Annotated in this window: 9 protein-coding genes and 2 pseudogenes; 4 read left to right on the top strand and 7 right to left on the bottom strand. The window is 54.3% G+C overall.

The window, feature by feature from the left end:
• Together BXY39_RS19225 and BXY39_RS20155 are read left to right on the top strand one after the other, a co-directional pair.
• The gene (locus BXY39_RS19225; protein ID WP_147453638.1) at nucleotides 1-747 is read left to right on the top strand and encodes a hypothetical protein; all 747 of its coding nucleotides are present in this window, start codon (nucleotides 1-3) and stop codon (nucleotides 745-747) included.
• 496 nt (nucleotides 748-1243) lie between these two features.
• Nucleotides 1244-1987: pseudogene (locus BXY39_RS20155) on the top strand (IS5 family transposase).
• Nucleotides 1988-2208: 221 nt separating this feature from the next.
• Here the strand turns inward: BXY39_RS20155 and BXY39_RS19220 are convergent.
• Nucleotides 2209-3330: a hypothetical protein gene (locus BXY39_RS19220; protein ID WP_147453637.1), complete on the bottom strand. Its 1122-nt coding sequence runs from the start codon at nucleotides 3328-3330 to the stop codon at nucleotides 2209-2211.
• Nucleotides 3331-4409: 1079 nt separating this feature from the next.
• Nucleotides 4410-5351, bottom strand: a complete 942-nt coding sequence (locus tag BXY39_RS20150) for a class I SAM-dependent methyltransferase (protein WP_170163957.1) — start codon at nucleotides 5349-5351, stop codon at nucleotides 4410-4412.
• An 817-nt stretch (nucleotides 5352-6168) separates the two neighbouring features.
• On the opposite strand from BXY39_RS20150, the gene BXY39_RS18350 reads away from it, so the two are divergent.
• Nucleotides 6169-9129: a TonB-dependent receptor domain-containing protein gene (locus BXY39_RS18350; protein ID WP_170163956.1), complete on the top strand. Its 2961-nt coding sequence runs from the start codon at nucleotides 6169-6171 to the stop codon at nucleotides 9127-9129.
• Between the two features lie 95 nt (nucleotides 9130-9224).
• Here BXY39_RS18350 and BXY39_RS18345 read toward each other — a convergent pair whose 3' ends face one another.
• Both BXY39_RS18345 and BXY39_RS18340 read right to left on the bottom strand, forming a co-directional pair.
• Nucleotides 9225-11036, bottom strand: a complete 1812-nt coding sequence (locus tag BXY39_RS18345; RefSeq protein WP_170163955.1) for a putative 2OG-Fe(II) oxygenase — start codon at nucleotides 11034-11036, stop codon at nucleotides 9225-9227.
• A 322-nt stretch (nucleotides 11037-11358) separates the two neighbouring features.
• Nucleotides 11359-13206: a tetratricopeptide repeat protein gene (locus tag BXY39_RS18340; protein WP_170163954.1), complete on the bottom strand. Its 1848-nt coding sequence runs from the start codon at nucleotides 13204-13206 to the stop codon at nucleotides 11359-11361.
• Between the two features lie 586 nt (nucleotides 13207-13792).
• Here BXY39_RS18340 and BXY39_RS18335 point away from each other — a divergent pair.
• Entirely contained in the window at nucleotides 13793-16945 is a 3153-nt protein-coding gene (locus BXY39_RS18335; protein WP_121940352.1) for a TonB-dependent receptor domain-containing protein, read from the top strand.
• A 47-nt stretch (nucleotides 16946-16992) separates the two neighbouring features.
• On the opposite strand, the gene clpB is transcribed toward BXY39_RS18335, so the two are convergent.
• The 3 genes and pseudogenes from clpB to BXY39_RS20145 all read right to left on the bottom strand — a co-directional run.
• The gene (gene clpB, locus BXY39_RS18330) at nucleotides 16993-19593 is read right to left on the bottom strand and encodes an ATP-dependent chaperone ClpB (RefSeq protein ID WP_121940351.1); all 2601 of its coding nucleotides are present in this window, start codon (nucleotides 19591-19593) and stop codon (nucleotides 16993-16995) included.
• A 271-nt stretch (nucleotides 19594-19864) separates the two neighbouring features.
• Complete coding sequence (locus tag BXY39_RS18325) at nucleotides 19865-20362, bottom strand: DUF4167 domain-containing protein (protein WP_245999479.1); 498 nt, start codon at nucleotides 20360-20362, stop codon at nucleotides 19865-19867.
• Nucleotides 20363-20533, bottom strand: a pseudogene (locus BXY39_RS20145) (DUF4167 domain-containing protein); the annotation flags it as partial. It abuts the gene before it with no gap.
• Between the last annotated feature and the right edge of the window lie 116 nt (nucleotides 20534-20649).

The raw sequence follows: 20649 nt of genomic DNA, 5'->3' as shown, positions 1-20649 counted from the left end.
ATGGACTTCAAACAGCCCCGATTGTTTGAAAAGGCCCATATATGGATGACCGCCCGACCGAATGATCGTATCGTGCGTCACCAGATATCCCAAGGCAGAGGCCCCCAGACAGCCATGTATATTTTCCGCCGCCACAGCCGGACCGCTAAAGCATTGCTCCTGATAAGCTATTGTACCCTAACAGTGCCGGCGATCGCGCAAGGGACGCCTCAACCGGTTGACTATTCTGACCTGAAAGCCTGTGGCAATATTAAGAATGAAGCGGCCAGCCTGGCCTGCTTCAAGGCACTCGCACAGCAGGCAGGACAGAACCAGAGGGCCACGCCCGAACAATCCGGTCAGAAAACGGTTCCGCAGTCAGCCGGCTCCTCCAAACCCGGAGAGCAGGACGCCACTACTGGACCAGATGTCACACCACCGCCTCTCCCGCCCCAAGAAAGGCAACAAACACCCGCAGTTCAGAAGGATATGGACGGCCAGTTCGGTTTGCCCAGAAAACCGCAGCGATCCACCGATAGTGACGACGAACAGGAGCTGTCAGCAAGGATCATCCGCTTCAACCGCAACCAAAACGGCAACTATACCTTTTATCTGGACAATGGCCAGGTCTGGCGGGAGACCAGCGGCTCAACCCTGCAGTTCACCAGAAAACAGGCGAACATACGCATCAAGAAAGGGGCAATCGGCGGATATCGCATGATTGTCGAAGGTATGGCCGGCACAGGTCGGGTGAAAAGAGTGAAATAAAATCAAACCCAATCACCGGCCTCAGTAATTATATGTCGTGATGATCAGCCTGTATCGTAGAAATATCTGAGACGAGTTAAGTCACAGTGTATGGGTGGCCGGTGTCGGCGATGGATGGTAACGTAGAGAACCGTGCCTGTGAGGCTTTTTGGCGTTGCGTCCTCGACAGCGATTAAATGGGCTCACCAACAACATTAAGGCTGCTTTAATGGACTGTCCGATGGGTTACGAACTGGACGCTCATGAGGATTCTATACCTTGGCCTTTTCGGGGAGGGCAAAGATATCGCGTTGCATTAGATCCCGGCGCATCTTGTAGAATCTCATGATGTCAAATCCGCCCTGGACGATCTGTCTGTTCTTCATACCTCATAGTCTAGGCACTGTTGACAAAAGGGGTTTCCGTTTTGGTTATTTTGTGATTCAAGGCTGTCTTTTGGGAGGCAGCTTTGTTCGAAGAGTGTCATCGCGGGGACCCGACGGACGCGGAATGAGAGATCATCGGGGCGTTGTTGCCTCCGGAGCGGGGCCGGCACTCCCGACCGGCGCAGGACAATCGGCGCTATCTCAACGGTATGCTCTATGTGCTGCGTACCGGCGCCCCTGGCGTGACATGCATGAACGCTACGGCAAGTGGAACTCGGTTTATGTGCGCTTGCGTCGCTGGGCTGAACAGGGTGTCTGGGATGCTTTACTGCAAACGCTGGTCGATCTGGGGCTGACCGACGACTGGCAGCACATGATCGACAGCACCATGGTGCGCGGCCATGCCCATGCCGCAGGCGCAAAAGGGGGACTGATCAGGAGGGCTTTGGTCGAAGCCGCGGCGGCTTTACGAGCAAGGTGCACGCCCGCGCGGACGGTCAGGGACGCCCTCTCGGTTTCGTCCTGACCGGCGGCGAGGTCTCCGACTATACCGCCGTGCCACAGTTGATGGCCATGCCGGCGACCCGCCCCAGACTGATGATCGCCGACAAAGGCTATGACGGTGATGCGGTGCGTTCCGGCCTCTTGATGCATGGTATCCTGCCAGTGATCCCGCTCCGGAAAACCGACGGGACGCCATCGGCTATGACTGTGTCGCCTATCGCGACCGCAACCGCATCGAGCGCCTATTCCGACGCCTCAAGCAGTTCCGACGCATCGCAACCCGATATGACAAAACCGCAAAATCTTTCCTCGCCTTCCTCAACATCGCCGCCGCTAAAATATGGCTAACCAGTTTTGTCAACAGAACCTAGTATCACTAAATAAAACCAGATCAAAACGGACATCACCTTGATGATATTCAATAAATTTATTATTATATATAACATATGAATAATCAGAAAACATTCTCTCGCAATACTGACAATACATGACATTCTCTTTTACAGAAATTAAAATCATAAATTACACATCAAAATGGGCGCCCAAGTGGGCGCCCATTTTGATTATTCGAATGATTTATTTAGAAATAACCTTACGGCAACGGTGGACAGCCTATAGTACAAGGGTTAGTCCGTACTTTCAGCATTTGTCCATCTATACTTCTCAAGCCTGGGATCAAAGCACTGTTACCAACGGCTTTCAATTCTGTATTGAATGGCGCCCCACCAATGGTAATTGCTCCAAAGGTTGATGTCCCACCATAAGTCCACAAGCTTTTGCCAGGTTCACGGAAATAAACATCAATGGAAGCTGTATTGGGAGGAACACGCATTGATATGAGCGTACCCTGATTGATTTGATCCACTTCTATGATGTCAACCTGCTGATGCGCACCAACAAGGCCAATCGCATTTTCTGTTGGCCCTCGATCAATAGTAAGCTGAGCAAGCAAGCCAGTACTTAGATTATTTGTGTTAATTACTTCGTTCAGTGCCCGCAGTCCTTCGCGGCCACCCGCGTCGACTATATTTTGCAGCCTATTGCGCAGTTGCAGGGGCAGGCCTGATCCAAGCACTTCATTGGAGAGCATTTTTGTCAGACTTTCCGCAAAGTCACGGATAGAAAACAGAGTCTGCATATTAGCAGAACCCTCTATATCCCTGATGGCGTTATCAATCCCGTCTGAAAGCAGGCCGTCAATATCTGTGAAAATCCTAACCAGTACAGCTAATGCCTCACCAATTGGATTTGAGCAGGAAATATCCTCGTTATCGACGCGATAGTTGATATCGACGTTCTGGATTTTTCCGGTGAACAAATTGTAGCTACCTGAGGCACGAATATTGCTTAAATCCACCTCCCCAAAAACTGGTGAACAGAAAGGAACGCTTATAGCGAGACGCAGACGCGCACTTGCGGAAATACCAGATATATCAAGATTTACGCTGGTTTGCATTTGGCTGAGTCGTACCTGTAATGGGTTTACTACCAGCGTCAATTGTTGAACGCGTTGCACACGACTGTCGCTTTCAATTGCTGCAATCAGCTCGGTTCTCAGAACAGCTTGAAGCCGATCCAGTTCGGCAAAAGCACCATTTGCCAGATCGCGTGTATAATTTGCCGGAAAGTTACCATTGCTAAGCGGTTTCGGGCGCCCGGCAAGCAATGGGTCGATATCTGCGGTTGATACACCAAGTCCACTGGAGCCCGGCACTCTCGGACCCGCCAGCGGTACATTCGGATCATTGCTGGGTTGTTGCTACATAAATACGCGTAGCTGGCTGTGCCTGAGCAAGGCCAGCCAGTATCATAGTGATGCTGAAAATAAACAACAGCTGCGGCAAGTACTTCATTTTCTTTTTCCTCCTTTCAATGTTACGGAGCGGCCCTTAAAATTACTAATATTTGATTGTATAAAATACACCTCATGAGCGCAAATCATCTCTCCGGCTTAGGTTGCAGCCTCGTAACTTCTGCCCCAGAGTCACGGGATTGCCACGGTGGCGAGAGAAGTTTCTGGAGAACTTGTCGAAACGAGTGGCGCCTCAACGGAAGTTATTGAGTTTGCAGTAATAACGCTCAAAGGGGGTGTATTGAAGATAGACACCCCCTAAAGTAGATTTTTATCCTAAAGATTTAGTAGATCAGCCCTTCCCTAAGGATGGAAGAAAGCGTTACATGACAAGTCTGTCATGGGGTGCATCACTGCGACGCACGCCTCCGAAGCAGTAATACAGTGATTGCAAGCTTTGATCGCGGAGCTTCGCTGAGAACTCGACATCACCCCCAGACAATCGCAAAACCATGGAAGAGCCAAAAGGTAGAATACCGAAAGGCAGGGTAACAGCACCCGCGCTCAACCCTTCTCAGTGGAGATGAGAAAGCTATGCGCGTTGTCTTCCGACACCATACGCTACTGTCGCTTGACGACTGTTTCTACGCATATTCCCCATCTGAACCACGCCAGTCAGCACCGGTCCTATCGCCGCCATGGTATCTCGCGCCTGCAGGATATAAGGGGGAAGCCGAGCCAAAGAAGGAGCTCAAAACCTATCAGATCGGTTTTTACACATCGACATCGCCGAGGCCCGCACCAAACAGAGGTGTTTACCGGGCTGCTAGTCAGAACATCGGCCAGTAGGGAAAGGGCGTCATCCAGCCAGACCGGCCTGTCCGCAGGATATTTTACGCCCGCACGAAAACCTGCTGAAAGCAGGCCCCACTCATCGCCTTTTGATCTCTGTGTGCATTGCGGCGCTGACCTTGTCATATCCATATCATATAGTGTAGCGGTCAAGGCGCGCACTGCCCGGTCAGTGCCCAGCCCAGAACAGCGCGTTCATCTTCATCATACATGCGTTCCAGCGCCAGGCTGGCGGCCCCGGCCGTCTGAAACAAATCGCGCAAATCATGTGCCGCATTTTCATCCATGGCGGCGCGGGCCAGTTGATGCAAACGTGCCTGTTCATCCTTCAGGCGCATATCCATACGGGATGCCGCCTGACGGCGTACAGGCAAGGGTACATCGGCACTGTTTATGAGAATGGCAACCGCGGCAAAGATCTCCTCGGCGATCGGAGACAGATTTTCGCCGTACCGCTCCATATGCATACGACCCGCTTTCTCCAGAGCATCCGTTGCCCGGGTCGAGGGCTCTTCAAGCACATGCCGCATGGCTGGTACAAGTCCGTCATCGGCCATCAGGGTATCAATTTCGCCGATCTGGCGTACGAAAGACAAGACAAGAGGACTGCTTGCATGCAACAGGAGCAATTGAAAAGGAGCACCGCTGTCGAGAATACGCAACAGTTCCGGCACTGCTTTTCCGGCCTCGGCATGCTCAATCGCGAACTGTGATGTCGCCCCTTGGAAACTGCCGTCTCCAAACCCGGTTTTCGTCAGGTCAGTGTCGCCAATGAATGTCACGCCTGCCAAACCATCAGCATCCATCCCCAAGGTCCGTGTGGGGTCGATGGATGCAGCATCAATCCCGATAATGGATATCGTCTTACCAAGACACTTTGCCGCCCGGTTCAAATGGCGCGGCACCGCGCCATTGCCGGTGCCAAGGTCGATGATACGGGCATCGTCAGGCAATTCACCGACCAGCATCTGCCAAAAGGCGGAAAAGCCATCCTTACCATTATCCGTGGGCGCACCCATCCCGGTATCGATACGGCCTGATTGCCAGTATCCTGTCCAGAGTTCCGAATTTGAGGCGTGCATTTCGGTCATGGCCTCGCAGTGTCCCTTTTGTTTTGCGCACCGAATATCCTGCTTTATCCCGATACGCCAGAGCATAAAAGGGCGTTTATTGAAAAAGCTTCAGGTGTCTTTCCGCATACCGCCGACTGTAAGCATACCATGGGTATGACCATAGATACGGTGCCATATCTCTGATTTGTCTATCATACCGACTGCAAACGTATGGAAAGCTGCAAAGCATTGATTTTTATTATCGCGTCAAGCATGTGCCGTCAGCCTGACAGACAAAAACCCTCGGCGGTCACGTCAGCGACCACATCTACCCGGTATTCGGGTTCCCCAGACTTGATGCACGACAAATACAATCTGAAGAATATATCAAATTTATCCTGTCCCAATACTTGAAGTTCATTCTGAGAAAAACACCAAATATTTCAACTTAAAATTAACCGCATTTTTCCTGGAGACTGCTAGAAATCATCGCCCCGGGCAGCCTTTGGAAGATACGCCATGGCCCATATGTTGCAAAAATGTGCCTGATTAAATCAAACCGTGCCACACGACACAATCAATCAAGACTTAATCGATCACATTATAATTAATTGATATTATTAAGCTTTTTGAGCATTCTGTCATATAACATGATTACCAGCATAGGGATAAACCATAATATGGTTTAGAAATGTGGCAATAATACTACACTTCGGTTTAATCCAAATTGCAGCACCTTTGGAATTATTAAACTTTTCTGTCACTCCTCGATCCAAAATAGCTACAGGTTGAATGCGGTTACCTTTCCGCAGTTACGACATTTGCGAAAGAAACAACCTTGAGAGGAAACATTAAAGTGGCATATCACCCCTTAACAAAATTGCGCCGCACAGCCCTTCTGGGCAGTGCGGCGACATTGCTGGCCGGTTTTGCCGCCGGCACTGGTGCAAGCGCACAAGACAGCCAAGGCTCCGAAGCCGACGAAACCCTTGAAGAAGTCCTTGTTACGGGCACACGTATCCGCCGGGCCGACCTGACGGCGACGAATCCGGTCACGGTCGTCAGCGGCGAAGAATTTGCCTTGCGCGGCTTCAACAGTGCTGAAAACCTGTTGCGTGATCTGCCGCAAACACAGCCTGCCACCACGTCGGTTGCCAACAATGGCAATGCCGGCATTGCATCGGTTGATCTGCGCGGCCTTGGCGCCCAGCGTACCCTGGTCCTCGTTGACGGCAAGCGTATGGTGGCCTTCGACAGTAGCGGCATCGTCGACCTGAACAGTATTCCGGTGGCCCTGATCGAACGGCAGGAGATTGTCACGGGCGGCGCATCGGCCGTTTATGGCTCGGACGCCGTCAGCGGTGTTGTCAATTTCATCCTGAAAGATGATTTTGAAGGCATGGAATTCAGCGCGCGCTTCGGCTCATCCGAGGGTGGAGATGCACTGGAATACAATGCCAACCTGACCGTGGGCGGTAACTTCGCTGACGGTCGCGGTAATGCCGTCATCAATATCGACTATACGAACCGGAACGGCCTGTTCCAGTCAGAGCGCCCATTTTCAGTCGCGGCGCTGGACTCTTTCGCTGCCGACCCGAACAATCCTTTCGGCCTGGTGGAAGATGGCTCGAACACCACGACCGACGGGGTCGTTTCAGGACTGTTCAACATTAACGGAAATCTGGTCCAGGATGCCCAATTCGACGCGAACGGCAATATTTCCCCATACCAGGACCCGTTCAACTTCAACCCGTTCAACTATCTTCAGGTGCCCAATGATCGTTGGACGGTCACGGGGCTGTTAAGCTACGACCTGAATGATAGTGCCGAACTGTATGGGCGGACCACGTTCGTCAACAGTACCGTTGATACAATCCTGGCACCGTCCGGTACATTCGGCATTCGTTTCGACACCAATATCGGGGACAGCGGTTTCTTTTCACCGCAAGCGCAGCGCGTTCTGGCGGATGTCACCAACAATGCCACGGGCGTCGGCGCCCCCGACGGGCTGATCGACGGACAATTTGACGTGGACGGGGATGGTGTCGTCGATGCCGGCGCGGTTCGCAATATAAGCGTGAGACGCCGTACCATAGAAGTCGGCACGCGCGACAGCACCTTTGACAATACCACTTTCCAGGCCGTCGCCGGTATCCGGGGCGAGTTCGCGGAAGGCTGGGACTACGATGTGTTCGGCCAGCTTGCCATTGTCAACCGGACGCAATCACAGCGCAACGACATCAACGGAACGAGAATCCAACAGGGTCTCCTGACCGAAGTCGACGCCAACGGCAATGTCGTCTGCGTTGATCAAAGCGATGGCTGTGTGCCGGTCAATCTGTTCGGCCCCGGTAATCTGAGCGCAGAGGCGGCCGATTTCATACGCCTGAATCTGGTGAATACGGAACGGACGAGCCAACGGATTTTGGGCGGTACGATTACAGGCGACCTTGAATCGGCAGGCATTAAATCGCCGTTTGCTGACAATGCCTTCGCCGTGGCTTTCGGATTTGAATACCGCGACGAAGAAAGCCGGACACGTCCCGACCAAAACCTGATTGACGGCAATGGCACCGGATTCGGCGCGACTGTCCCGATCGACTTCGGTTTCGATGTCTGGGAACTGTATGGCGAACTGTACGCCCCAATCGTGGAAAACAAACCTTTTGCCGAATCCCTGGCGGTTAAAGCCGCTTTCCGCTTCTCGGATTATTCGACAATCGGCAGTGTCGAGACTTTCCTCTTCGGCGGTGAATGGGCGCCGATCAGCGACATTCGTTTCCGCGGGGAATTCCAACGGGCGGTCCGCGCGCCAAACATCTTTGAACTGGCCGCACCCGTTAACGACAGTGGTGTAACCGGTCTCAGCAACGATCCATGCGAAGGCTCAAACCCCGTCGGCAATCAGGAACTGACCGATCTGTGTATCGCCACAGGCGTTCCCGCAGCCAATATCGGCTTTGTCAACAGTATTGTATCCGGCCAGGTCGGAGGCATATTCGGTGGCAATATGGACCTTCAGGAAGAAACCGCCGATACGATCACCATAGGCGCCGTGGTCACACCCCGCGCCATTCCCGGCCTTTCCGTTACGGTCGATTATTACGACATTGAAATCGAAGACGCCATTGACGGCTTCGGGGGGTCATCCCAACAAGTCATAGATGGCTGCTACAATGTCTTCCGCGATCCGGACAATCAGTTCTGTCAGGCTATTATCCGCGATCCTGCCACCGGCAGCCTGAATGCCGGCCCAGGGGTCGGAATTTTCCGTGGTAATGCGAATACCGCCCTGATTGGCGTGGAAGGTGTCGACATTGGCGCGAATTATATCTGGGAAGAGGCCTTCTTCGGCGGCAGCCTGGATTTCAACTACAACGGCGCCATCGTCACATCGGATACTTTCCAGCCTTCGGTTTTGTCCCCCGTGATCGATTGTGAAGGTCGTTTCGGTAACAACTGCGAAAATCCGATACCGGAATACCGTCACAATCTGCGCACGACATGGGTCAGCGAGGACAACGACTTCTCACTGTCCGTTCTGTGGCGTTACATTGGCGGCGTGGAGTTCGACAATCCTGAAACGCCGATCATCTTCTCGGAAATCGATGCGGAAAATTACTTCGATCTGACGGGGAGCTACCTGATCAAGGACAACATCAATCTGCGGTTCGGTGTGAACAACCTGCTTGATAACCAGCCGCCGATTGTCGGATCAGATGCCGGCCCCACGATTGACAACAACGCCAATACTTTCCCAGGGGTGTATGACCCGATTGGCCGTTTCTTCTTCACACAAATCACGCTGACCTACTGATCACCGGGATTGGAATCAAACGATCAAGGGGCGCATCAGCGCCCCTTTTTCATTTTATAAAAGCCTTTATGGCTCAGTATGGATAAGCCGGCCGCTCAATCAGGCAAAATATCGAACGCAACACTCAACCGCCTGTCCTGATCGAAAAAGGGGTAAGTGCCATGCCAAAAGTAGGATGGGAACAAAACCAACCGCCCGGCTTTCGGCGCGATGTGCAATGCACAGCCCTGAGCTTTTCCATATCCGCTCAAATCGTTCTCGCCAAATTTCAGCCAACCATCATGGCTTTGGCCTGTGTCGGATATGCTGTCCGGGACATGAATGTAAAAGGCGGAACTGATCCAGCCCATCGGATGAACGTGGTTAACATGGTGGCCGCTATTCTTCAGCCGAACGGACCAGGAATGGCTGTAACGGAAACGACCGGTATTACGAGACAGGTAAGGATGTGCCTTATCTCCGGGCAGGGTGGCGAGATATGCGTCCACAATAGAGTTAACCTGGTCTTTCAAAGCGCCGATCAAAGGATGTGGATTGTTGAACAAGCGGCCAAGGGTCTGGGTCCCGTTGCGCAGGGTTTGATCGAACGGCTCGCGCCGGCTTTGATGTTCGTTCTCCAGCATTTCCGACAGGGCGGAAAGATAATCGGCCGTATCGGCAAAACCCGAAGGCGGGCTTATATCCGCCACATGCACGAAAAGGTCATAGTTGTTTAACCACTGACTGCGGCGATCCCCTGCAAGATCCCACGATATCCCCTGCAACGCCCACATTTCCTGATTAAAGGGTTCGACGCCGCGCCATCGTTCAAGCGCCATATCGGCCTCATGGAACCGGCCTTCAGCAAGATTGAGCCGCGCCTGCATATGGTTCAGACCCGGGTGATCATCTTTTTCGGACAATCCCTTTTGAATTATGGGCATTGCCCGGGGCATATCCTCGGCCAAGGATAAAAAACGCGCCTGAAAGTATAAAACATCCGGGGTTTCGCCAAGACTGTCCCGAGCTTTGGCCGTTTCGGACAGCCCCTTTTCCGTGTCGCCCATCCGCGCCAAATCGCCCAGATAGGCAAACCAGAGATCCGACCTTTCCGGCGCTTGTTTCAATGCCCAGCGGAAAGACCGGCCAACCTTGTCAACGTCGCCTGTCTGCCAGTACAGTTGGTTTAAAGCCTTATGCGTGTCAAGGGACAGGGGATCACCGGACAAGACACGACGGTATTCAATGTCGGCTTGCCCGAAATCGCCCCGGGCATGGTGAATACTGGCAAGGATATAGCGGCTTTCATGGGCGTGGGGATCAGTGGAAAGCTTTTTTTCGAGCAGGGCTTCCGCCTCATCCAGAAGACCCTGGTCCCGCTTCAGCACAGCCAGCATATGCAGGGCGTTGGTATAGCCGGGAGATATACGCAAGGCCTGTTCCAGAGCGTTCCGCGCATCATCGACATCGCCCATGGCTTTCCGGGATAAAGCTCGTGCAGTCCAAAAACGGGCCTCATCGGATGATATGGAAATCAGTTTATCCAACAGCTCGAGGGCGGACCGATGATTGTTCATCTGCTGCTGCAGCAATGCCTGATTAAATAATGCCTCGCTAAAATCCGGAACTATCGTCAAGGCCAACCGGTAACACTCCAGCGCTTCCTCTAAGCGACCGGCGTTTTTGAGCATATTGCCCTTATTATTCAGGATTTCGGCCCGGATGGACGGTTGCCGGCCTGTCAGAGACGCCTGTTCAGCACGCCTGAAATAATCCAAAGCGCCTTCGGTCTCACCCTCGCCTTTCAGGACCAGGGCCATCAGATGACAGGCGTTCATTTCATCCGGAGCCGCGTAAAGAAGGCGCATTAAAATACGCCTTGCATCGACATAGCTCTGCTGGCGCAACAATATGGCGGCCTGCCGCAAACAGGCCTGATACCGTCCGGGATCAAGCAACTCGTTCATGGAAAACCCACTTTTGCAAAACGTTCAGTCGTACCAAGACAGACGCATAAAAATCATATCCAAACATTAATACCGGAGGCATACCGGTGGTCTCCACGTCCGGACCGACTGCCGGCCAATATGCCAGGTTCGGATATTGAGAAAAATGCGCCATACCCATGCGTTCCGATCGACTTTTGGCATACTGCACACCATTCTGCAGAATACCGCCCAGGCAAACCTTCAAGCTTCGGGCCGGACAGCGTGCCCGTTTCCTGTCACCATTTCTTTGATCGCAGTCCGGTTATCCAAGCGGCACGGCATCAAACGGCGCTGTTAGACGGTAAACATCGGGGGCATCGGCAAAAGGATAGGTCCCATGCCAGACATAGGACGGAAACAATGCCAGCAACCCGGCCTCGGGCCGGATGACACGACCGATATGCTCCCGTTCCGGACCAAGGTCCAGACCGCTTTCGCCGAATTTGATCCACCCTTCACACGCGGCATCCGTCCCGTCATCCGACGGGGGAAGCGCCACATAAAAAGCCGAACTGATCCAACCGGCGGAGTGAACATGATTGACATGAAATCCACTGCCGGACAAACACACGGACCAAGCCCCGGCAAAACGTATTCTGTCCGTTTTTCTGGACAAAAGCGGATGCGTATCATCATCCGGCAGATCGTGGATATAACGCAACACAGCACGTTCCAGCATCTGACGCAGGGCCTGAATAACCGGTTCGTCCCGTTTGAACAGGTGACCATGGGTCTGGGTCCCGCCGCGCAACGTCTGATCCAGGGGGCGGGTCGTCGTCCTGTGCAGTGACAGCAACGTTTCTTCCAGGTCGGCGAGAAAATCCTCCAACGATCCGTATCCATCAGGCACGTCAATACACTGCGGTTGGACAAAACGTTCATAATCGTTCAGCCAAGCATCCCGCTCATCTCCGGACAGCCGCCAGCACAAACCCCGAAAAGCCCACATTTCCTGATCATATGGCTTGATACGCTCGACATAATCCAGATGGTGCAGTGCGTCGCTGTATTCACCTTTCTGAATCAGCAGGCGGGCGGTATCCATGCGAAGACCGGTATCGTCAGGCGCGGCCTGCAAAGCCTGGCGAAAAAGAGCGAAGGCAGCCTCAACATCGCCGCGATTGGCGATAAGCCGAGCCTTGCGTCTGAGCAAACCCGGCACCGGACCGCACGCATACAGCCCACGATCAACCATATTGAGTGCTGTATCAGCCTGATCAGCAAGCTCATGCGATCTGGCCGCTGTCTCATACAGAGTCGGGACCTGCGGTGCCATCTCGATGGCCACGGTATAGGACCGGCCGAACAGATTGTGGCGACCACTTTCCCAATAGATACGATTAAGGGTTTCATGCACCTCAAGATAATCGGGCTTCAGGGCGATGGCCGTCCGGTAGGCTTCATCGGCCTTGTCCTGCTGGCCCAATTCGTAAAGGACATTGCCCAGATTATACCGCAGTTCCGGCAGTCGCGGTGCCAGCGCCACCGCCTTTTCATAAATCGTGCGAGCCTCGCTCTGACGATTCATCTGGCGGAGTAAAGCCCCCAGATTGTTCAGTGCCTTGATATAATCGGGATTGCCATCCAGTGCCTGCCGATACGCACGCTCGGCATCATGCAGCCGTCCTTCATCCTTCAGGCAGACACCCAGTGCGTTGGCATACCGGGCCTCTGCCGGTTTCAACGCAAGCGCCTGTTGCAGGGCCACACAGGCTTCTGTCCCGTCTCCCAGACGTTGAAGCGTCAGACCCTTGTTGAACCATGCATCTGCGAAAGAGGGATCTGCCTCAAGTGCATTGCCATAGGATATCAGGGCCTCATCCAGGCGGTCCGTATCCTTCAGCAGATTGCCCAGATTATTGTGTATTTCCGCCGGTTTCCCGGACGTCTCGAGGGCACGGCGCATCAGGGTTTCCGCCATGGAAAGCCGGCCCTGACGGCGGTGCACCAACGCCAACAGGTGATTGGCATTGGGCTCACCCGGAATATGGGAGAGAATGTTCCGGAAATGACGTTCCGCCTGCAACAGGTCACCGCGGCGCAGTGCATCCGCACCCGCCGAAAGGCTGGCCTGAAGGGATGCGGATGATGTGGTAACCCCTGGCGGCATCGCGAAATTCATAAACATATTATAGAGCCATCATAGGCTTAGCGCGACGTTTAAGCACGGGCAATAGATCTTAACAGGCCCGGAATATAAACCGGATGCATACCGCCTGGGGTTTCAACTGCCCGCAAAACTATTTGAAACAATCCCCAGGGTTTGAAACAGGATGCCGCCCTCAACCTGATGTCACACAACTTGTCGTGTAGGTTTATTTTACATCCCCCTTATACTGTTGCTAAGCGGCGCGCAGCGCAAGGCAGTATAAGCACTTGGCAAAGTGTACGGTTCACGGTATGGGCTTATCCGATTGTCTCCCCTTGCGATTAACCCGTTCCAATCAAAAGAGTTTCCCGGCAGTGGACCATACAGCCAAACACTTGGTACGCACCAAATGGCTGTGTGTAATAATACTTCACACCCTCAAAATGTGTGACATTTTTCCATCAGTTTAATGACTATTTTGAAATATTGCTTCCCGTTAGTCATTTAAGCATTGGTATGCTGCGCCGCAGCAGAACAAGATACATTTAACGAAAAAGATTAGCCCTGCGGTTCAAAAACGAAGGGCGTGAAGGGACACCGGAGAAACATGATGATCCATAAAAAACGGGGGCTTCGCCGTGCCCTTCTTGGAACAGCCTCGCTTGGTCTATGTCTTTCGGCCACAAGCGCCTATGCTCAGGACGGGACCGAAGACATACAAGGCGAAGAAGTAGAAGAAGTCACCATTACGGGAACGCGGATCAAACGATCCAGTTTATCGGCCCCCGTCCCGGTCACCGCACTTGGCGCAGAAGACATAAAACTTTCCGGCAGCACGGATGTTGCCAGCATCGTGCAGGAAGTTCCCGCCCTGCTGTCTTCCGTCACCGCATCGCAAGGGGTGGACGATCAGGCAATCGAAGGATCTGGAGCCAATGCGCCGAACCCCGGTGTCGCCGTTCTGAATCTGAGGGCTCTCGGCACAAACCGGACATTGACGCTGGTGGACGGCAGACGCCATGTTGGTGGGCGTGCCGATGACACGGCGGTTGATGTCGGCACCATCCCGGCAGCGCTGATTGAACGGGTCGAGGTGCTGACCGGCGGTGCCTCGGCCATTTACGGCGCCGATGCGGTCTCCGGTGTTGTCAACTTCATCATGCGGGACGATTTCGAAGGCATCGAAGCCAATGCGCAGATAACCGGCGGTGACGGGCTGGACGGCATGCAATATTACGGCGCCCTGACCATGGGTTCCAACTTCGCCGATGACAGGGGCAATGTGGCCTTTTCCGTCGAATATCGCAATCAACGGATTCTGCGGTGTGGCGAAACCCCGTTCTGCCGCGATTTCGGCATAGAAGACGACCAAAGCAATCCGGCCCTGCGCTTTCAGGCTGGAGAAACCATTCCCGACGGATTTCAGGTCGGCGATCTGAAACCGGCTGATCTTGTACCAGCCGGCACACCGTCACGGATTTTCCTGCCGCATTCGACTTTTGCCATTTCCAGTCCCTTCGGACGAATCGGCATCGATTTTGACGGTGACGGTGGTGTTGACGGTGCGGCACCCAGTGCATTCTTCATCGACACCGACGGCAACGGCGTCAACGATGTCGGACAAACATTCCTGGGCCGTAACGGGTTTGGCGATTTTGTCGTCGATGGCGGACAACTGCGGCTGTTCGACACCGGCCTGATCGCGAGCAGAGGCAACCAATTCGGCGGCGACGGCATTGCCAGCAGCGGCTTCAATTTCCAGACAATCATACCGCAACAGGAAACCATCAACGCCAACACCTTTATCACCTATAAGGTGGCGGACACCGTCGACTTCTTCGTCGACGCCAAATATGTCTACTCGGAAATTCAGCAGTTCGATCAGGTGAACGGTTTTAACGACTTGCTGACGGTCACACTGGAAAACCCGTTCATTCCGACGGAACTGCGCACGGCCCTTGACAGTGCCATCGCCACGGACCCGGGCCTCGCGGATACAACGACCCTGTTTGTCACCCGTGACAATATCGACCTGGGCCCGAATCTTTCGACGAATGACCGGGAAACATTCCGGATTGTCGGCGGTCTGGAAGGGGCCTTCGACAACGGCATCCTGTTCGAGCTGAGCTATAATTACGGCCGCACATCGGAAAGTTTTTCAAACACAATCCGGATCGAGGACCGCTTTTTCGCAGCGCTTGACGTTGTGGTCGACCCGGCGACGGGCGAGGCCGTTTGCCGCTCGGAACTGGACCCAAGCGCACCACCGCCACCCACATCGCCCTTTCCCTTTATCGAGCCCGGCTTCAGAACGTTCTCACCCGGGGACGGGCAATGTCAGCCGCTGAATATTTTCGGTATCGGCGCCCCCAGCCAGGAAGCGATTGACTTTGTGATGACAACAGTCAACCAGCGCCAGGTGATCGAGCAGAATGTGGTGTTTGGATATCTGTCCGGCGACAGCAGCTCGCTGGGCTTTCAACTGCCCGCCGGTCCTATCAGCTTTGTCGCTGGGGGCGAATACCGCGAGGAAGACAGCAGTTTCGAGCCTGACGGGCTTGAAGAAAACGGCCTTGTCTTTGACGGCAATCCCATTGCCGGCCTGACAGGCGGTTATGATGTATGGGAAGCTTTTGCCGAAATATCGGCCCCCCTGCTGGTGGGGAAACCGTTCGCCGAGGAACTGACCCTGAACGCCGCTGTCCGGTATTCGGATTATTCCACCGTGGGTACCACATGGACATGGCAGGTGGGCGGCACCTGGACACCCATACAGGATATCCGCCTGCGCGGCGGCTATTCGGTCGCGGTCCGGGCCCCCAATATTTCCGAATTGTTCCAGACGCCAACGGCTGCTTTCTTCCGGCCCATCGATCCGTGTGAGGCGATCGAAATTCCCAATGCGCCGGACCCGTCCGTTCGTGCCGCCAATTGTGCCGCCGATGGTATCCCCGCGGACTTTACCGATCCATTGACCGGACGTTTCGCCGGCACACAATCCGGGAATCTGGGTCTGAATGAGGAAGAAGCGACGACCTGGACCATCGGCGCCGTCATCCAGCCGCGTTTCGCACCGGGGCTGTCGATCACGATCGACTATTTCAATATCGAAATCGAGGACGCCATCGAATTTGTGGGCTCTCAGGATATCGTCAACAACTGCTATGATGATCCGAACGGCATCAATAATGCCTTCTGCGACTTGATCGGCAGGAACCGCGATTCCAGTTCAACAACGTTTCTCGGTTTGAATTTCCTGCAGCAGTCCAGTGTGAATATCGGCGGCGTGGAAGTGGCCGGTATCGATTTCGACATCAACTATACGCTTGGCCTGAAGGACCTGGGATCACTGGATTTCCGGATTTTCGGCACATGGTATGACAAGCTGAACGAAACCCCGAACCAGCTCGACCCGACCTTCATCAACCCGGAACTGGAAGAAATCCGCCGTCCGGAATGGTCGGGCAACGCCCAGGTCCGTTGGCGGTATGAACGGCTGACCGTGGGTTACGATTTGCGGTATATCGGCGATCAACTTAAGGATGACGTCGAATTCGAACTCCTGGACGGGTTCGTCAATCCGTGGGCCGGCGATATCTTCATTCATGATATATCGTTCAACTATGACATGAATGAAACCGTCAGCTTCTATGGCGGGATCAACAACATCGCCGACAGGGACCCGGTTTCAACATCGTCCACCTACCCCACCAATCCGCTGGGACGGACACTGTTCCTCGGCATCAACACACGCTTCTAGAACAAAGGCAGAAGAAGGCGTGAAGAACAAGGGCCGGAGACTCACATTCAGGCCGCGACACTTTCATCGGTGGAGACTTTAAGCGCCAGTGCCCCGTCACCTGCGGATATCCTTACACAGTCACCCGCTTTCACATCCCCTTTAAGAATCAGTTCCGCCAATGGGTCCTGCAGATATTTCTGGACCGTTCGTTTCAAAGGCCGGGCGCCATAGACAGGATCATAACCCGTGTCGCCCAACCAGCCGCGGGCCGATGCGTCCAACTCCAGGCTGATCTTGCGGTCCTGCAAAAGTTCGCCAAGCCGAGCGACCTGAATATCGACAATGGACGCCATGTGGATACGTTCCAGACGGTGGAACAGAATGATTTCATCCAACCGGTTGAGGAATTCGGGACGGAAGGCACCCTTGACCACCTCCATGACCGGGTCGCGTACACTTTCCACCGCTTCCCCTTCCTTCAGATCCGCGATCAGATGACTGCCCAGATTGGAGGTCAGGATGATCAGGGTATTGGTAAAGTCCACAGTCCGGCCCTGTCCATCCGTCAGACGGCCATCATCCAGCACCTGTAAGAGTACGTTAAACACGTCCGGATGGGCTTTTTCCACCTCATCGAACAACACGACCTGAAAGGGTCGGCGGCGCACCGCCTCGGTCAGTTTACCGCCTTCCTCATAACCGACATAACCAGGCGGGGCGCCGATCAGACGGGCGACAGAGTGCTTCTCCATGAATTCAGACATATCGATACGCACCATTGCCGTATCATCATTGAACAGAAACGCGGCCAATGACTTGGTCAACTCCGTCTTGCCGACACCGGTAGGGCCCAGAAACAGGAAACTGCCGAGCGGCCGGTTCGGGTCCTGCAGACCGGCCCGGGCCCGTCTCACGGAATGAGAAACCGCTGTCAGTGCTTCTTCCTGGCCTATGACGCGCTTGCCAAGCTCTTCTTCCATGCGCAGCAATTTGTCGCGTTCACCTTCAAGCATCTTTTCCACCGGCACCCCGGTCCAGCGAGAGACAACAGCGGCGATATCCTGATCGGTCACTTCCTCGCGCAGCAGGTGTTCTTCTTCGGTCGGGGATTCCGCCTGAGCCAAACGCCGTTCCAGATTGGGGATCACACCATGTTTCAATTCCCCGGCACCGGCAAAATCCCCGGCCCGCTCGGCCTGCTCAAGACGAATTCGGGCCTGTTCCAGTTTCTCCTTGATAGCTTTGTCGCAGGCCAGGCGATCCTTTTCCGCCTGCCAGCGTGCCGTTATCTCGGCAGAGCGCTGCTCCAGATCGGACAACTCTTTTTCCAGATCGGTCAACCGGACCTTCGACCCCTCATCCTTTTCGTTTTTAAGCGCTGCCTGCTCGATTTTGAGCTGGATGATCCTGCGGTCCAGTTCGTCCACTTCCTCAGGCTTTGATTCGGCTTCCATTCTCAAACGGCTGGCGGCTTCATCCATCAGGTCAATCGCCTTATCGGGCAGAAAGCGCTCGGTAATATAACGATTGGACAGGGTCGCCGAGGCAACGATAGCGCCATCGGTGATCCGGACCCCGTGGTGCAATTCGTATTTCTCCTTCAGGCCCCGCAGAATGGAGATGGTGTCCTCCACGGTCGGTTCCTGAACCATGACGGGTTGGAAACGACGCTCCAGCGCAGCGTCTTTTTCAACATGTTTGCGGTATTCATCAAGCGTGGTGGCACCGATGCAGTGCAGTTCACCACGCGCCAGAGCCGGCTTCAAAAGGTTGGAAGCATCCATTGCACCATCGGCTTTTCCCGCACCGACAAGTGTATGCATCTCGTCGATGAAAAGGACGATATCCCCTTCGGAATGAGCCACTTCCTGTAGAACGCCCTTTAGACGTTCTTCAAATTCGCCGCGGTATTTTGCCCCAGCGATAAGAGCGCCCATATCCAGCGCCATGATACGCTTGTCCCTGAGACTGTCCGGCACATCACCATTCGCGATGCGCAGCGCCAGACCCTCGGCGATGGCCGTTTTCCCGACACCGGGTTCGCCAATCAGGACGGGGTTGTTTTTGGTGCGCCGTGAGAGCACCTGAATGGTACGGCGGATCTCATCGTCGCGGCCGATGACAGGGTCAAGCTTGCCATCTCGGGCCCGCTCGGTCAGATCCTGGGCAAAGCGTTTCAAGGCATCATAACTGTCTTCGGCACTGGCTGTATTCGCACTGCGGCCCTGCCGGACCTGATTGATGGCGGTGTTCAATGCCTGTGCACGCAAACCGGCCTGGCCCAGAATGTCGGCCGTGGCCGCTTTCGGTGTCAACAGCAGCGCCAGCAACAGGCGTTCGGCCGTAACGAATTTATCACCGGCCTTGTCGGCCACTTCCTCAGCCTTGGCAAAGACCTGGGCCATTGCCGGATCAAGATGCAATTGTCCGGCGCCGGCCCCTTCAACCTGCGGCAGTTTGGCAAGCGCTGCTTCCGTGCCCTGCAACGCCTGCTCGGGCCGCCCACCAGCCGTTCTGATAAGGTTGGCCGCCAAACCTTCCCTGTCATCCAGCAAAACCTTGAGCAGGTGTTCGGGTGTCAGTCTTTGATGATTTTCCCTAAGGGCAAGAGATTGCGCAGTTTGGATGAAACCGCGGCAACGGTCCGTATAACGTTCAATATCCATGTGTCATTAACCCCATGCATGTATCCGCCCCTGGCCGGCAACGGACATAAACTGAACAATTACGGCGCCTCACGATGAAAGCACGCCATACGGATGTTATGTGGGGACATAAAAGCCCGGCTGCAAGGGCCGGTCATAGCCAAAACACACGTTGAAAAGTGCATGATGCGGTCAATATGAAAATGGCGGCCTGAACGGGCCGCCATTGATGGAAATACGTTTACCGCACCAGAATATCGCGAACTTAAAACAGCACGGCAGAAAGCGTGTTTCAGGCGGCTTCGCCACCCTGAGCCGGGCCGGGTTCAGGCACAGCCTCGGCTGATGGTACATCCGCAGTGGTCTCCGCAGCCGACTTGGCGGGTGCTTTGCGACGACGCGTGGTTGCCGCTCGTCTGCGGGGTTTCGTTACAGGCGTTTCTTCCGCAGGGCCAAGGTTGAGTTCCGGGTGAATTTCGGCGGGTTGTTCCTGTGTGGCCGGATCGGTGGCCCCATTGGTCACGACGACACCATCTGCGGGCGGCTTTTCCTGACGCGCGTTATCGGATGTGACAGCAGCATCCGGCTGACCACCAGCCGCAGAGTCACGGCGTCCATTGCGCCGGCGCCGGTCACGCTGGCCCGCACGCTCATCCGCCTCGACCTGCTTGGATTTTTCTCCGGTATCGGCGGTTTCATCCCGGTCCCGATAAACACCGCTGGATACACCGCGCATTTCATTGATCACACGCTGATAATGATCGGCAAACTGAAGATAGTATTCAGTCATGACCCGGTCACCGGCCTGTGTCGCCTCACGCGCCTGGTTTTTATATTTTTCAAGTAACTGCTTAGGATTGCCGCGGACTTTCATTTCAGTCCTGTTGCCGTCAGTGCCCTTGCTAGAGCGGCGCGACGCCGTACGCGCACGCGGTTTGCGTGCATTTTGTCCCTGTTTCATACGAAAATATTACCAGCAATGTTCAGAAATTAAGCCAACAGCGGTTTCAGACCGCTTATCTTTCCGATAATTCTTCAGGGCTCCGATAACTGGCACCCATAAGTCTGGCGGAAAGG

This window comes from Eilatimonas milleporae, assembly GCF_003688555.1.
Lineage (GTDB): Bacteria > Pseudomonadota > Alphaproteobacteria > Sphingomonadales > Kordiimonadaceae > Eilatimonas > Eilatimonas milleporae.
The sequence above is the reverse complement of the archived record's forward strand: the minus strand, read 5'-3'. Positions and strand labels throughout refer to the sequence as shown.

Excerpts from the sequence above, each read along its gene's own strand:
- BXY39_RS19225 (WP_147453638.1), top strand. The coding sequence starts at position 1 with ATGGACTTCAAACAGCCCCGATTGTTTGAAAAGGCCCATATATGGATG.
- BXY39_RS20150 (WP_170163957.1), bottom strand. The coding sequence starts at position 5,351 with ATGACCGAAATGCACGCCTCAAATTCGGAACTCTGGACAGGATACTGG.
- BXY39_RS18340 (WP_170163954.1), bottom strand. The coding sequence starts at position 13,206 with ATGCCGCCAGGGGTTACCACATCATCCGCATCCCTTCAGGCCAGCCTT.
- BXY39_RS18335 (WP_121940352.1), top strand. The coding sequence starts at position 13,793 with ATGATGATCCATAAAAAACGGGGGCTTCGCCGTGCCCTTCTTGGAACA.
- clpB (WP_121940351.1), bottom strand. The coding sequence starts at position 19,593 with ATGGATATTGAACGTTATACGGACCGTTGCCGCGGTTTCATCCAAACT.
- BXY39_RS18325 (WP_245999479.1), bottom strand. The coding sequence starts at position 20,362 with ATGACTGAATACTATCTTCAGTTTGCCGATCATTATCAGCGTGTGATC.